The sequence below is a fragment of the Mesorhizobium sp. AR02 genome (genome assembly GCF_024746835.1).
Lineage (GTDB): Bacteria > Pseudomonadota > Alphaproteobacteria > Rhizobiales > Rhizobiaceae > Mesorhizobium.
In genome coordinates this window covers 6,241,686-6,255,846 of record NZ_CP080531.1, presented here as the reverse complement: position 1 = coordinate 6,255,846, position 14,161 = coordinate 6,241,686, and the positions used below count along the sequence as shown (strand labels likewise).

Sequence of the window (14,161 nt, the reverse complement as noted above, 5' to 3'; positions counted from 1 at the left end):
CAGGCACGGGATCATCACGCACATTCAAGCCAGGTTGGTTGAGAAGGCGGAGTTGGTCGACCGGAACAGGCAAAGCAGCCCTCAGGCCTGCAGCGCCCTTGCCTCGCCGCCACGCTTGCGCGGCGCCATCATGTCGCTGGCCATCAGTCCGGTGACGCGGCAGAACACCATGAATGCCCGGCAGGCATCCTCGGTCTTGACCACGTCCACCGTAGCGCCAAAGCAGGCATTGAAAGCTTTTTGGTACACCGGTCCCTGCCGGCGCGCCGGCCAATCCTGGAGAAAGTCCAGCGCCTGCTCGACGCTGTAAATCTCCTCGACGGGCAAGCCGGGGCCTTGTGCGATGCGCACCGGCACCTCGAATTGCAATCTGTCCATCAGACATCTCCCGAACTGGCGTCGCCCAAGCAACGCCGTTCGTCGTCAAAAGTTGCTTTGACCGGCTTGTGGCACGCAAATGTGTCGTCACTGCGGAACGGCCATTTTTGCTGCAAACGGGCCAAGGGAAGTTCTGCCGGCACCAGCTAGTCCGGCAGCACTTTCCAAGTTGGCAGCGCGATTATTGATTGGCCGGGTCGGTCTCCGCATCGAAGGCCATGCGCACCACCATCAGCAGAACATAGGCCGACGGCAAGGCGAACAGGGCGCCAAGGACGAGCGCTCCGCTTCCCGACAGATAGAGCGTCTCGGCGATTGCCCAATAAACGGTTCCGATGCAGATGAACGTCTGGACGGACAGAAAGGAAGCAGCCGAGGCCGCGCGCGACAGGCTTTTGAATGTCTTGATACGTTGTTGCATTGCAATCATCCGAAAATGACGCGACGCGCCACCCATGCGCGACTCATGGCCGCCGCACGGGTCGCGACGCGAATGGCTAGGAATGAGGGGGAAGGTGCGGTCCTTGACCGCTCAGGCCTGCGTGAACGGCGGCGCACGCGGCTGGTTGGTGCTCGCGCCAGGGGCGGAGACCGCGCCAGATCCGGCAACAACCGCCGCCGGCAACGTTGGTGCGAGCCAAAGGAAAACAGCTTGCGGAGCCGGCAAGGCCGGAAGGAAGCCGGCGAACTTGGCCAGCACCGGCCGGGCGCTGCGAATCTCCAGTGCCTGTGCCTTGTTGGTGACGCGCAGCAGCGCCGCCACTTCGCCAGACCGTTCGAGGCCAACGCTGGCACCGCCCTGGGCAGGGTCCGCGAAGGCAGGCACATCAGGCCGGCCGAGGCACAGCATCGCCAGCAGCACCAGGCCCATCAGACATGAGCAGGCTGCCGTCAACGGCGCTTCAAGCGATCTGGCGCGCTTCAGGGCTGGACGCGATCTCCAAAACATCGTCCCGCCCTAGCGCACGATGGCTGGAAAGGAAAGCAAACCGTGCGAAACCCGGCAAGAGATCGCCCCGACGCGACGAATATCCGGCCGGCTCTGGCTGCATCGGGCAGTTCTTCCTTGAACCTTTTGCCCCTAAGTGCCAAATCTGGTGAGATTTTCATGCCAGCACTCCTCCAGCGCCCACCCTTCTACACGGACAAAATGGTCACCTATCTCGACGCCGCCACGGCCCCCCTCAGAAACACCGGCCAGATCCGCCTCTATGGCGAGGACGGTTTTGCCGGCATGCGCAAGGCATGCGACCTCACCGCGCGTTGCCTGGACGAGCTGGTGCCGATGGTCGCGCCCGGCGTCACCACCGACACCATCGACCGTTTCGTCTTCGAGTTCGGCATGGATCACGGCGCGCTGCCGGCGACGCTCAACTATCGTGGCTACACGAAATCGTCCTGCACCTCGATCAACCATGTCGTCTGTCACGGCATTCCCGACAACAAGCCGCTGAAGGATGGCGACATCGTCAACATCGACGTCACCTACATCCTTGATGGCTGGCACGGCGATTCCTCGCGCATGTATCCGGTCGGTACCATCAAGCGCGCGGCGGAACGCCTGCTCGAGGTCACCCATGAATGCCTGATGCGCGGCATCGCCGCGGTCAGGCCGGGTGCGCGCACCGGCGCCATCGGTGCCGCCATCCAGACCTATGCCGAGGCGGAGCGTTGCTCGGTGGTGCGCGACTTCTGCGGCCACGGCGTCGGCCAGCTCTTCCACGACGCCCCGAACATCCTGCACTATGGCAGCGCCAATGAAGGCGTCGAGATGCGGCCCGGCATGATCTTCACCATCGAGCCGATGATCAATCTCGGCCGGCCGCATGTGAAGGTGCTGTCGGATGGCTGGACGGCGGTGACGCGCGACCGCTCGCTGTCGGCGCAGTACGAGCACACGATCGGCGTGACCGACACGGGCTGCGAGATTTTCACGCTCTCGCCCAACAACCTCGACCGTCCCGGCCTGCCGGCCTAGCCAGCACGCCCGCGCGCCCACCGGGACCCGCAAGATCATCAGCTGGCGCGCGGATGCCAACCTTATGGAATCAGAAGCAGGCTTCCGGTCGTCCGTCCGGCTTCGAGTTCCGTATGGGCCACGGCTGCATCGTTGAGCGCGAATTCCCCGCCGACGGCCGCCGTAATGTTCAGACGAAAGGCATCGATCAGGGCTGCCGCGGCTTCGACGTAGAAAGCCTGGTCGCCGGTCGCGGCCATGATGCTCGGGTGAGCGAGAGCGCGGTTGGGCCGTAACTGGTCGAGCGAAACCGGAGGGATCGGCCCGGCGGCCTGACCGAAGCTCACGGCAGTGCCGAATGGCCTTATGCATTGGATCGTCTTGGCAAGCATGGCGCCACCAATGCCGTCATAGCCGACATCCACGCCGCGACCGCCCGTCAACTCCATGACCTCCCTGACGAGATCGGCGTCGCGTCCGACGATGAGATGGTCGGCGCCGTGAGTGCGAGCAAGAGCGGCTTTTTCCTCGGAACTGACCGTGCCGATCACCGTTGCGCCCAGATGTTTTGCCCAACGGACCAGAATAGCCCCAAGACCACCCGCCGCCGCATGGACCAGGATGGCGGTGCCCGGCTTCACGGCGTAAACGCGGTTGAGCAGCATGTAGGCCGTCATGCCTTTCAGCGTCGATGCCGCCGCTGTACGCGATCCGATCCCGGCCGGCAGCCTGATCGCCCGCTCCGCCGGCAAAAGGCGCGTGGAACTGTAGGCACCGACCGGAGCGCCGGCATAGGCGACGCGGTCGCCCGGGACAAGCAACGCGACCTCCGAGCCGACCGCCTCGACGATCCCCGCTCCCTCGGCACCCAGCACATGGGGATAGGCGGGCAGCGGGTAGATGCCCTTGCGATGGTAGATATCGAGAAAATTGACGCCGATCGCCTCATGACGGATCCGGATCTCCTTCGGGCCGGGAGATTGCGGCGCGCGCTGCGACACCTGCAACTGGTCGATGCCTCCCGTGGCGGTCAGCGTAACGGCGATATCCATCCTCATTCTCCAATCTGATGCTTCATGGGATGAATGGCAGATGGCAAGCTGATTGAAAATTACCTATAATTTGCCAGCCAATGGGAAAAAACGATCAGATGCCGGATTGGGAAGACTTGCGCCATTTCCACGCCCTTTCCCGCCTGGGCACACTCTCGGCCGCTGCCCGGGCACTCGGTGTGGAGCATGCGACGGTGGCCAGACGCGTGGCGCATCTGGAAGAGAGGATCGGCGCCAAGCTCGTCGACCGGCGCGGGCGCCGCCTTTCGCTGACCGCCAAGGGCCAGCAGATCGCCAGCATCGCGACACGCATGAGCGAAGATGCGCTGATGATCGAGCGGGCGGCGCTGAATACCGAAAACCGGCATACCGGCACCGTCCGGGTCAGCGCCCCGCCCGCCCTGGCGACCGCGCTGCTGGCGGAGCGGTTCGTTGGCCTCCGGCAAAGGCATCCCGGCATCAATATCGTGGTCATCGGCGAGACGCGCTATGCGTCGCTTGGACGGCGGGAGGCGGATATCGCCGTACGGATGGCGCGGCCGGAACGGGGCGACCTGACCGTCACCAAGATCGGCGAGATAGGTTTCAGCCTCTATGCCGATCCCGCCTATCTGGCCGCGACGCGCGAAACGGACTGGTCCTTCATAGGGTACGAGGAAACCATGGCCTCGTCGCCGCAGGAAAGGCTGCTTGCGCAAATTGTGGGAAGCCGTCCGGTCGCCATCCGCGCCTCGACGCTGGAGTTTCAACTGGCTGCCGTCAAGGCCGGCGGCGGCGTCGCGCTGCTGCCTGATTTCATGGCGGCGGATCTGAATTTGACCAGGCTGCCCTTGCCGGGCGATCCGCTGACGCGTGAACTCTGGTTGGTCGTGCACACGGATATCAAGGATGTGCCGCTGATCCGCGCGGTGATGGACGGGCTTGGCGGCAAGGTTGGATGAACGGGTTTGACTGCCTGCGCGATGGTTCGCCCGCCACGCAATGCGAAAGCAGGTTCGGCGTGATTGCCAATTGCGGGGTTTTCACACTGTCGCCAAAAAAACTCGACCGCCCCGGCCTGCCGGCCTAGTATTTCGCCGGGTCGGGCGGCAGCTTGTCCGCGTGATTGGCTGGATGCGGGGGCATATGGGAGACACAGGCGACGACGAGCGGAGTTTCTTCTCCGAGGTGCCGGTTCGGCCCACGGCGAAGGCCAGGCAGGCTCCAGCCGAAAAACCTGGCTATCTCGGCCACCGCGACCGCTTGCGCGAGCGCTTTGCCTCAGCGGGTCCAGACGCCCTGCCCGATTATGAACTTCTGGAGCTCCTGCTCTTCCGGCTGATCCCGCGCGCCGACACCAAGCCTGCCGCCAAGGCGCTGCTGGCGCGCTTCGGCACGCTGGCCGAAGTGCTTGGCGCGCCCATCAACCTGCTGCAGGAGATCAAGGGCATCGGCCCGACCGTGGCGCTCGACTTGAAAATCGTCGCGGCGACAGCGCAGCGCATGGCACACGGCGAGGTGCATGGCCGAGAAGTCCTTTCGTCCTGGACGCAGCTTCTCGCCTATTGCCGCTCGGCCATGGCCTTCGAGGCACGCGAACAATTCCGCATCCTGTTCCTCGACAAGAAGAACGCGCTGATCGCCGACGAGGTGCAGCAGACCGGCACTGTCGACCACACGCCGGTCTATCCCCGAGAAGTGGTCAAGCGGGCGCTTGAGCTGTCGGCCACCGCGATCATCCTGGTGCACAACCATCCGTCAGGCGACCCGACGCCGTCGCGCGCCGACATCGAGATGACGAAAGAGATCATCGACGCAGGCAAGCGGCTGGGCATCGCCGTGCACGACCACATCATCATTGGCCGGAAGGGATACGCCAGCATGAAGGGTTTGCTGCTGATCTAGATCTTGTTGCTGACCGGAATGAACTGGGCTGATGCGGCAGTCCCACTGTGCGCCTATTGCTGCTACGTCTGAAGAGCATGCATTCGAGTACCTGGGCCGTCAGCACGAAATGATGGATCGGGGCTGCCACGGGAATGGCCGAAGGCGGGTAACGATCGCCCTGCCGACCCAATCGTGCCAGTCAAACGCCGGCCTGACACTTAGCTGGCCGCGCGCAGCCGCCGAGAGCGAACAAACGCCTTTAAGCCGTTGGAATCCAACGCCTGCCCAAAAGCATAACCCTGTAATATGTCGCAGCCCAAGTCCTTGAGTACCCTTGCGTGCTTCATCGTCTCGACGCCTTCCGCTACGACCTCGATACCCAAGGACTTGCCGATTTCAATGATCGACGAGACAACCTGCCTTCGTTGAGGCGATTCGACAATTGGGATGACCAGTTGCCGATCTATCTTCAGTCGGCGAGGCTGCAGCTTGAGCAGGCTGACTATGGAGGCATAGCCCGTACCAAAATCATCTATCTCTATATCAATGCCGAGTTGCTTAATCTGATCGACATTCCAAGTTACCAGATCATCGTTTTCGTCTAGGAAAATGGACTCAACAAGCTCGAACGAAACTGTTCCCTCCTTGATATTCAGATCTCTCAAGCTCTTTATGAGTTCTTCGTCCTGAAGGCGCCGTGCCGAAACATTGACTGATACGCGCGGTATATGAAGACCCGCGGCAGACCAGCCTTGGAAATCCGAAAGCGCTTGGTTCAGTATGGTTTGATCGATCGTCGAGACGACATTTAGTTCTTCTGCAATCCTTAGGAAGACATCCGGCGCTAAAATACCCTTCTTTGGGTGCCTCCATCGCGCAAGCGCCTCGACTCCGACAATTTCGAGCGTCTTTGCGCTAAATTGGGGCTGGTAGAAGGCTATGAACTCGTTACGCTCAAGGCCGCCAAGCACCTCATCGGCGATCCGCTTTGTGTCGACGATTTCGCTTTGCATCGCCTCAGTGAAGAATTCGTGCCGATTGCGCCCACGACTCTTTGCTCGGTAAAGCGCGATGTCGGCGTTCACCAGCAGGTGCTTGGCTTCGACGTCTTTTCCATTGTCGATCGCAATTCCCACACTAACACCAAAACGGCATCGGTGGCCCTGGTAGTAGACGGGTTCGCTCATCTGGCTGATGACGCGGTCAGCCAGCAGCGCCAGTTGCTTGATATCGTCATGCACCGTGCACAGCACGACGAATTCGTCTCCTCCGATCCGAGCGACGAATCCCCCCTCCTCGACCTTGGATCGGAGGACGGTAGATGCGTGAACCAACATCGCGTCGCCCGCGGCGTGGCCAAGCGTATCGTTGATGTGCTTGAACCGATCCAGGTCGATGTGAAGCAGGGCCGCATAACCGCCGTCGCGCCTGGCGTTCGCCGCGTACTCTTCCAATACCTGGTCGAGGTAACGACGGTTGGGCAAACCGGTCAGCGAATCGTGAAGCGCGATATGCTCTATTCGCGCCCTGGCCGCCTCGAGTTCTGCATTTTTAGACTCGGACAGCTGTTTTGCGCGAACCAGATCGCTGTTCAGCAGGACGTCGGCTGTCACGTCCCATTCCGCCCCGATCATTTTGGGTGTCTCATTTGGGGCTTGGTATATGGTCGCTTTGGATCGGACATGACGAATCTCGCCATCCGGACGAACAATCCGGTACTCCGACGAATATGTTCCGCGGCTGGCCACAGCATTGTCGAAATCCGCATTGGCGCCGGCCAAATCTAGGGGGTGAATTGCGCCCGCCCAATCAGAGTAGCCGCGACGTCCTCCATCGTTGGGTTTGCCATATATTTCATTGACGCGATCGTCCCACGACAGGTCATTGGTTGCGAGATCGTGTTCCCAAACGCCAATAGCCGATGCCTCCAAAGCGAGTTCTAGTCGTCTCGACAATCGACGCAGTTCCGCATAGTTGCGCTGTCTCTCGCCGATCAGACGACCTGTGACCAAGAATGGCACCACAACCAACGCCCCGGCCGCGGCCATGATCGCACGCAAGAACCACGCGTTGCTGGGCGTCGAAGGCCAGCCGTTTCTGGGGATGGCTGCGATCTGCCACGATCCCGACGGGAGCAGAACTTCGGCCGTCACTGGATTGTTTTTGCGGACGCCCACATCGCCGAAGAATTGATCTCCGCTTGGGCCGAGGGCGTCTTTACCGATGAGCGCGATGTCAATCCCGAGATCATCGTCGAACAGGCCGCTCGCCTTGTAAAGGCGCTGCACGTCGACAACAGCGGAAATGATGCCCCAGAACCTTTCAGTGTTGCCCGCACTCGGCACGAAAACAGGAAACCGGCCGATGAAGCCTTGGCCTCCCTGCTTCAGCTCGACCGGACCGGCAAGAATCAACTTGCGCCCGTCTCGCGCCCGTAGCGCGGCGTCGCGCTGCCGATCGTCCTTACGGTAATCGAGGCCCACGGCTTTCTCGTTGCCTTCTAGCGGGTACATCAAGGAAACGACCAGATCGGGTGCGCCGGCAATGTTGTTCAATTGCGAGCCCTCGCCAAACAGATTACTCGCGAGCGAGGCGAAGCGTTGCTGTCCCATGTAGGGTTCAGTCACGACCGTTGCGACCAGCCCATGCACGAGTTGAAGGTTTCCGTTGATATTCCCTTCCAGCTTGGCGCGGATCAGATTGACCTTGGCTAGGACATCAGCGCGGACGGCCTGGTCCGAAACGATTTTGTTCTGGTGGTCCGCATACGCCGCGCTGATGGCAATAACCAAAACCGCCACTGCCGCCGGAATATTTGCCGACGAAAACACGGCATCCTTTATGCCGCCTAACCTAGCGCCGAAAAGAGCCAATAGGGTGAAAACCCCCTTGTGTTATTCAGGTTCTCGGATCGACCCGCCGATGGAACATTAGCTGTCATTAATTAATTTTGAACTTCACAGTCCTGAAAACTTTGCACTGTCCGACCGCTGAGGTCGTTCTGGCACGCCGCCGGAGGGGTTGGAACCAGCCGCCACTCAATGAGGCAACGTATCGGCTGGGGACGATTCCGGGGTTGTGGTAATCGTGCCTCGGCGATGACAATGAAAACCCGGATTAACAGTAGAACTAGTGGCCCTCAATCGCTTTGGGAGCAACAAGGTATGGTATCTTGCCGACGCTTCGCTTCGTCGCGCCAATGGAATAGGCCATTGGGATCTTGGGGGAGTTGTTTGGCAAGCCGTACATATCCTTGCCTGCCCTCACTGCAAATGAAAAGTGCTGCCACGAAACCGTGTCATGCTCATTCAGAAAATCGAGCGTCAGCCCCGCTGAAATCAGCGCGTTCACCACGTCGCTGATCGGATGGATCCACTCATAATACCGAGGATGCTTCAAAATGCGGTCGTCGCCGGTATAGGTCCGTTCCTCGTTCCATGCGAGCGGTCGAGCTATAGGCGTTCGCCAATCGTGCTTAAACTCCAGCGCCGCGGCCTTACGATCACACTGAAACATCAACGGATGGCCCTCGGCCATATAGAGCCGGCCGCCTGGTCGCAGGAGATCGGCAACAACCCGCGCCCAGCGGAACACATCGTCCAGCCAATTTACCGAACCCCAGGTAACGTAGGCGATGTCAAAGGTCCGGCCGAGCGCTTCGACTGCCTCGAATAGTGGCGCTTCCACGAAGCGCACATCAGTGCCTGCCTTCGCCGCGAAATCCCGCGCAGCAGCAATAGCCGTCGGTGAAAAGTCGAGGCCGGTCACGCTGCCCGCGCCGAGGTTCTTCAAGCTGATCGTGTCGAGCCCGATATGACACTGCAAATGGACGATATCCTTGCCGACAATATCTCCGACCTCGCCCGTTTCCAGCTCATAGAGATTGGATCCGCCTGCCAGCACATTTTCGATCTGGTAGCTGCCCGTTGTGTCGGTCGAATGCAGTTCGGCCCGATCATCCCAATTAAGACGGTTCGCACCCAGAAACGGTTCCAAATTCCCCCCAATTCCCAGCGGCGGCTGACGCTTGGTAAACAAGTCGTTAATATATCTTTGCAGCGAAAGGGTCGCGCGTCAAATCCGGGCCGGCGGGCGGTGCGCCACCTAGGTCGGAGTGCCCATAACCCCGGAGAGTTGGCGCCGGTTTCTGAGGATTCAAGATGAAAACCCGAAGACGGCTGCCGACGGCTCGCCTGATCTGTACTGCTGCGGCTTCGGGCTGACAGAATCTCGAACTGGGGACCCTTCTGGAGGACGATGCCCTGGCACAACCGTCATTTAAGTAGCACTGGAACGCGAGGGCCCCGTGGATGCCAGCTGTTCGTTGCGATTGAGACGATGAGCATTCGGAATCCGTGGCCAATCGGGACATCAGGGTACTGACTAAGTTTCCCCATGCTGGAACGTGAAAGATCACGAGTGGTCACTAGAGGCATGCCCCAATTGACGACCCCATCTCGCCGCTATGACCTGGTAAGTATATGATCGATATAACAATCCCATCCATGATGGTTTGATCGACAACCACCCGTCGGGCGACCCGACGCCGTCGCGTGCCGACATCGAGATGACGAAAGAGATCATCGACGCAGGCAAGCGGCTGGGCATCGCCGTGCACGACCACATCATCATCGGGCGGAAGGGATCCGCCAGCATGAATGGCCTGCTGCTAATCTGAGCGTCGTGGCTGCGTCATGTCGCGGCCGCGCGCAGATGAAGGCATCCGACAAGATCGCGCTTGCCCAAGCGAGGTTTATTCCTGCGTCTTCGACCCCCGGAACATCGTCACCGCGACGATCGCTGCCACCAGCATTATCCCAGCAGCAGTCAGGAAGGTGACGTCCGCCGCGCTTGTGTATGCGCCTCGCGCTGCCGACAACAACGCACCGCCATTACCGAGACCTGGCGTAAGGCTGCTTGCAGCTCCAATACCGCGTAGCGCAGTCTCCATAGTGTTGACGGGAACGCCCGTCGGCATGGCCAAGCCCAGCGCAGAACGATAAAGCAGGGTTGCGAGGCTGCCAAGCAAGGCGATGCCTAGCGCGCCACCGAACTCGGAGGCCGTCTCGGAAAGTGCCGAGGCAGCGCCGGATCGCTCCTTGGGCGCCGCGCTGACGACGAGGTCCGCGACGATCGCGATGCCCGGAGCTGAGCCGACAGAAAACAGCGCGTTGCCCAGGACAATCAGAATCAAACTATGCATTTCCGCGGCGTATGCCATCAGCGCGAGACCGCCGGCTGCAAACGCCAGGCCGAGGCCGAGAACGTAGGCTGGCCGCATCAGCCTGAGCACGGTCGAAGTCAACAATGATCCCACCACGAAGCCAACCCCGGCCGGGATGCTCCAGAGGCCCGCTTCCAGGGGGGTTAGTCCCAAAACCAGTTGGAGGTACTGGGCAACAAGAACGAGAATTCCGAAGCCGACAAAGAAGTCGAGGATGTTGATGCCGAGCGCTGCGGTCACGGCGGGCCGCCTGAACAGCCGTAAGTCAAGGAGCGGATCAGGCAAGTCCATCTGCCGCCTCACGAACACCACTGCGAGCACCAGGCCCAACGCGATCACCGATGTCGCCCACACGAAATTGCCGCCTTCGGCGATGAGCTTGATGCCAAAGACGATCGGCAACACGGCCGCCAGAGACAAGGCAGCGCTGAGGATATCAAGCCGCCCGGCGTTTGGGGTCTTATGCTCGGGCAGCCATACCGGCCCGACTGCCAGCAGAAGCGCATCCGACACTGGTCCGCGCGCGGGCCGAGCCACGCGTCGCGAATGGATCGGCCTCGCCATCATCGCGCTGCCTTGCATCCTCTACGCGATGGATCTGACCGTGCTGAACCTGGCCGTGCCATCGCTAAGCGCCGACCTCAAGCCCACGGCCGCTCAATTGCTCTGGATCGTGGATATCTACGGCTTTCTGGCGGCCGCGTCGCTGCTCATCATGGGAGCTCTTGGCGATCGGATCGGCCGGCGCAAGCTGCTGCTGATTGGATCGGCATGTTTCGGGCTCCTGTCGCTGGTCGCGGCCTTTGCACGAAGTGCCGAGATGCTCATCCTGGCTCGGGCGCTGATCGGGATCGCCGGCGCGACGATGGCGCCCTCGACGCTATCGCTCATCAGCAACATGTTTCGTGACGACCGCCAGCGGACCTTCGCCGTAAGCGTCTGGGTTGCGAGTTTCTCGTTTGGCGGCGCGATCGGCCCGGTCGTCGGTGGTCTGCTTCTATCGCACTTCTGGTGGGGAGCCGTATTTCTGGTGCCCATCCCTATTACGGCGCCCATTGCCATCTCCTGATTGTTAACGTCCGCTGACGGATCTCTTGACTGCTCACACCGGGTTCATTTCAAAGCGAAGCCACGCGCGGCTTTGTGGACGCCAGGGCCTCACCAGCGGACCAAAGTGCCACCCCGAGAAGGGTCAGGTCCTTGATAATGAAGGCGCCAAGCGCCGGGTCGAGTTGTGGCGTGGTGACGAGGAAGCTCAGCGTGACCACCAGCGAGGCAGCGACGCCGTAACTGCCGACCGCCGAGATCCACGGCGTAACGGGACGCGAGGCCATCATGAGAGCCAAGACGATCTCCACGACACCGATGATCCCCGAAGACAACTGCTGATCAAACAACTCGGGGAGCCAGAACAAGAACGGACTGTGAACAAGCAACGGGTGAATCGCCGTCGCTTCGGCCGGGGTGAACTTCGCCACCCCGAACACCACGAAAAAGAGGACAACGCTGTATCGAGCTATCACCTGCCCTGCCGAAAGGGTCCATTTCTGTAAAGTCGTCATGACTTTTCTCCTTGATAAGTGCGTGCTGCACGCACATAATAAGTCACATAAAGGCTAGCGCCGTCAACCCCTCATGATAAAGATTGCCGCCATGACCCGCTTGAGAACCGCCAATATGCTTGCCGCCTTTGCTGGCGAAATTACCGAACGCGTTGAGGCGACCCTCAAAAGTCACCCCAACCAAACCGACTCTGCCTCAGCCGCACTCAACATCATGGGCTTTTGGGAGGGCATCACCAACGCGCAGCTGGCGCGGGCGCTAAACCTGTCGCACACTGCGACGGTGCGTCTCGTCGACAAGCTGGAGGCCCAGGGTTTCGTCGAAGCTCGCAAGGGTGAAGACAAGCGTGCCACGCATCTCCACGTCACTCCGGCCGGCCGCAAAGCCGTGTTGCCCGCTCTCGTCGCACGTTGCGCGGCGGTCAAGGACTATCTTGGAGTCCTTACCGCCGCTGAAGAAAAACAGCTCACCGGCCTCCTCGAGAAGCTGATGCGCCCACTGGCGACGGATGCATACGGGGTCAGCCATTTCTGTCGTCTCTGCGAATTTACGGCGTGTCCCGGGGACCAGTGCCCGATGCATGCCAACATGGAGTCTTGGCCCGAAATTTGACCCGTACCAGCCCGGGAAGACCGTCGCCGAGATAACAGGAAGTGCGGCAGCCCCTGTTCCGGCGCCGGCCGCGTGTGCTCTGATTTCCAAGATGATGGCCCGGCGGCACAATCTTTTTGGCCGAGAGAATTTGAAAATTGTTCAATCTTGAAAAAATTGATCCGAAAGTTGAGCAAATATCGGATCACACTTCCAACAAGGAGAAATTGCCTCCATTTTTTTGGAAAATAGTTTCATTGAGCCGCTACGTTTCCGCTGCTACCGTTTGAAACGCTTCAATCGGAACCAGGCAATTGCAACGCAAGCGCCCTACCATAGCGGATGTCGCACGAACCGCCGGTGTCTCCATCGGCACGGTCTCGAACTTCATCAATGGCACCGCCGGCCTCAGGGAAGACACACGCGAACGCATCGAGAAAGCGGTTGCCGCGCTGATGTACCGGCCGAGTTCCTTCGCCCGTTCGCTACCCGGCCGCGCGCCCCGCAGGCCAAAAAATCTCGATCACCTGCCAAGGCTTCTGGTCGCTGGCCGCGTCAGCGTCGACTTCCTGTGCCGCGTCGACGTGCTGCCGCATCGCGACGACCGCATCACCGCCAGCCATATCGAAAAGGCGCTGGGCGGACCGGCGGCCAATCTCGCGGTTGCCGCCGCCGATGTCGGGGTGCCCTATGCCCTTGACGTGGAACTGGCGACAGCGGTCGGCAGGGATGCCGAGAGCGACTGGGCGCTGGGCGAGCTCGCCAAACTGGGTGTCCACGCCTTGCCGATCCGCAGCACGCCCAACAACCGGCTTTCGCAGGCGATCGTCATCATCGAGCGTAACGGCAGCCGCACCATCATCAGCGAACCATTCGAACTGGGTGAGGTCGACCTGACCGCCAACCTGGACATCCAGCCCGAGCAGCGCCGGGCATGCCTTCATATCGAAGGCTTTCACTATGAGACGATGACCGCATCGATAGAGCGTTTTCATCAGGCCGGCTGGAAGGTGAGCCTGCATTCGGCCGGCCTGCCCAAAAGCGCGCGCACGCCGGAGGCTTTTATGCAGATGGTCAGGCAGATCGACCTGGCCTTCATCAACGACGTGATGATGCGCGAGATTTTCGGCTTTCGCACTGGGATGGCGAGCATGATCGAAGAGGTGCGGCTGATGCTGTCACGCATCAAGCCGCGCGGAACTTTGGTGCTTACGCTCGGTGAATTCGGCGCGGTCGTCTTCCCGGCTGGCGGCGGCCCACAGATCGAGGTGCCGGCACTGCCGGTCAACCGCGTCGATGCCACCGGCGCCGGCGACAGCTTCGCCGGCATCTTCCTCAGCCTGTGGCTGCATGGCGCGTCGCTGGATGCCGCCGCCCGCTATGCCGCGATCGGCGCGAGCCTGACGACCACTGTCGAAGGCGCGCAGGGCTACATCGCGGATTTCGCGACCCTCAAGGCCACCGCCTTGGCGAACGAGACTGTGATGGCAAGTTAAATCAAAGACTTATCGGTTTCTGGACATCGGCCCA

At 60.8% G+C, this 14,161-nt stretch carries 13 protein-coding genes and 2 pseudogenes; 7 read left to right on the top strand and 8 right to left on the bottom strand.

The window, feature by feature from the left end; translation table 11 throughout:
• Positions 1–81 precede the first annotated feature (81 nt).
• The 3 genes from DBIPINDM_RS34530 to DBIPINDM_RS34520 all read right to left on the bottom strand — a co-directional run bounded on the left by DBIPINDM_RS34530 (position 82) and on the right by DBIPINDM_RS34520 (position 1,327).
• Positions 82–378 (bottom strand): DUF982 domain-containing protein, encoded by a 297-nt coding sequence (locus tag DBIPINDM_RS34530; protein WP_258583405.1) that lies wholly within the window; start codon positions 376–378, stop codon positions 82–84.
• Between the two features lie 181 nt (positions 379–559).
• Positions 560–835 carry a hypothetical protein gene (locus DBIPINDM_RS34525; RefSeq protein WP_258583404.1) on the bottom strand — a complete coding sequence of 92 codons (276 nt, stop codon included), beginning with the start codon at positions 833–835 and terminating at the stop codon, positions 560–562.
• 75 nt (positions 836–910) lie between these two features.
• Positions 911–1,327: a hypothetical protein gene (locus DBIPINDM_RS34520; protein WP_258583403.1), complete on the bottom strand. Its 417-nt coding sequence runs from the start codon at positions 1,325–1,327 to the stop codon at positions 911–913.
• A 201-nt stretch (positions 1,328–1,528) separates the two neighbouring features.
• Between DBIPINDM_RS34520 and map the strand changes: the two genes are divergently transcribed.
• The gene (gene map, locus DBIPINDM_RS34515) at positions 1,529–2,356 is read left to right on the top strand and encodes a type I methionyl aminopeptidase (protein ID WP_258589417.1); all 828 of its coding nucleotides are present in this window, start codon (positions 1,529–1,531) and stop codon (positions 2,354–2,356) included.
• Between the two features lie 62 nt (positions 2,357–2,418).
• Here map and DBIPINDM_RS34510 read toward each other — a convergent pair whose 3' ends face one another.
• Positions 2,419–3,387, bottom strand: coding sequence for a quinone oxidoreductase family protein (locus DBIPINDM_RS34510; RefSeq protein WP_258583402.1), 969 nt, complete (start codon positions 3,385–3,387; stop codon positions 2,419–2,421).
• A gap of 98 nt (positions 3,388–3,485) precedes the next feature.
• Between DBIPINDM_RS34510 and DBIPINDM_RS34505 the strand changes: the two genes are divergently transcribed.
• Both DBIPINDM_RS34505 and radC read left to right on the top strand, forming a co-directional pair.
• Entirely contained in the window at positions 3,486–4,328 is an 843-nt protein-coding gene (locus DBIPINDM_RS34505) for a LysR family transcriptional regulator (RefSeq protein ID WP_258583401.1), read from the top strand.
• 184 nt (positions 4,329–4,512) lie between these two features.
• A complete protein-coding gene (gene radC / locus DBIPINDM_RS34500; protein WP_258583400.1) occupies positions 4,513–5,271 on the top strand; it encodes a RadC family protein in 759 nt (252 codons plus the stop codon).
• 200 nt (positions 5,272–5,471) lie between these two features.
• Here radC and DBIPINDM_RS34495 read toward each other — a convergent pair whose 3' ends face one another.
• Together DBIPINDM_RS34495 and DBIPINDM_RS34490 are read right to left on the bottom strand one after the other, a co-directional pair.
• On the bottom strand, positions 5,472–8,084 hold the full coding sequence (locus tag DBIPINDM_RS34495; protein WP_416361731.1) for an EAL domain-containing protein: 2,613 nt from the start codon (positions 8,082–8,084) through the stop codon (positions 5,472–5,474).
• Positions 8,085–8,382: 298 nt separating this feature from the next.
• Entirely contained in the window at positions 8,383–9,291 is a 909-nt protein-coding gene (locus DBIPINDM_RS34490) for a class I SAM-dependent methyltransferase (RefSeq protein ID WP_258583399.1), read from the bottom strand.
• A 475-nt stretch (positions 9,292–9,766) separates the two neighbouring features.
• Between DBIPINDM_RS34490 and DBIPINDM_RS34485 the strand changes: the two are divergent.
• A pseudogene (locus DBIPINDM_RS34485) lies at positions 9,767–9,931 on the top strand (JAB domain-containing protein); the annotation flags it as partial.
• 75 nt (positions 9,932–10,006) lie between these two features.
• Here DBIPINDM_RS34485 and DBIPINDM_RS34480 read toward each other — a convergent pair.
• Entirely contained in the window at positions 10,007–10,879 is an 873-nt protein-coding gene (locus DBIPINDM_RS34480) for an MFS transporter (RefSeq protein WP_258583398.1), read from the bottom strand.
• Positions 10,880–10,910: 31 nt separating this feature from the next.
• On the opposite strand from DBIPINDM_RS34480, the pseudogene DBIPINDM_RS34475 reads away from it, so the two are divergent.
• Positions 10,911–11,522 (top strand): annotated as a pseudogene (locus tag DBIPINDM_RS34475) (MFS transporter); the annotation flags it as partial.
• Between the two features lie 73 nt (positions 11,523–11,595).
• Here the strand turns inward: DBIPINDM_RS34475 and DBIPINDM_RS34470 are convergent.
• Positions 11,596–12,039, bottom strand: a complete 444-nt coding sequence (locus DBIPINDM_RS34470; RefSeq protein WP_258583397.1) for a DUF417 family protein — start codon at positions 12,037–12,039, stop codon at positions 11,596–11,598.
• Between the two features lie 73 nt (positions 12,040–12,112).
• On the opposite strand from DBIPINDM_RS34470, the gene DBIPINDM_RS34465 reads away from it, so the two are divergent.
• Positions 12,113–12,652, top strand: a complete 540-nt coding sequence (locus tag DBIPINDM_RS34465) for a MarR family winged helix-turn-helix transcriptional regulator (protein WP_258583396.1) — start codon at positions 12,113–12,115, stop codon at positions 12,650–12,652.
• A gap of 293 nt (positions 12,653–12,945) precedes the next feature.
• Entirely contained in the window at positions 12,946–14,127 is a 1,182-nt protein-coding gene (locus DBIPINDM_RS34460; RefSeq protein ID WP_258583395.1) for a carbohydrate kinase family protein, read from the top strand.
• Positions 14,128–14,161: the final 34 nt, after the last annotated feature.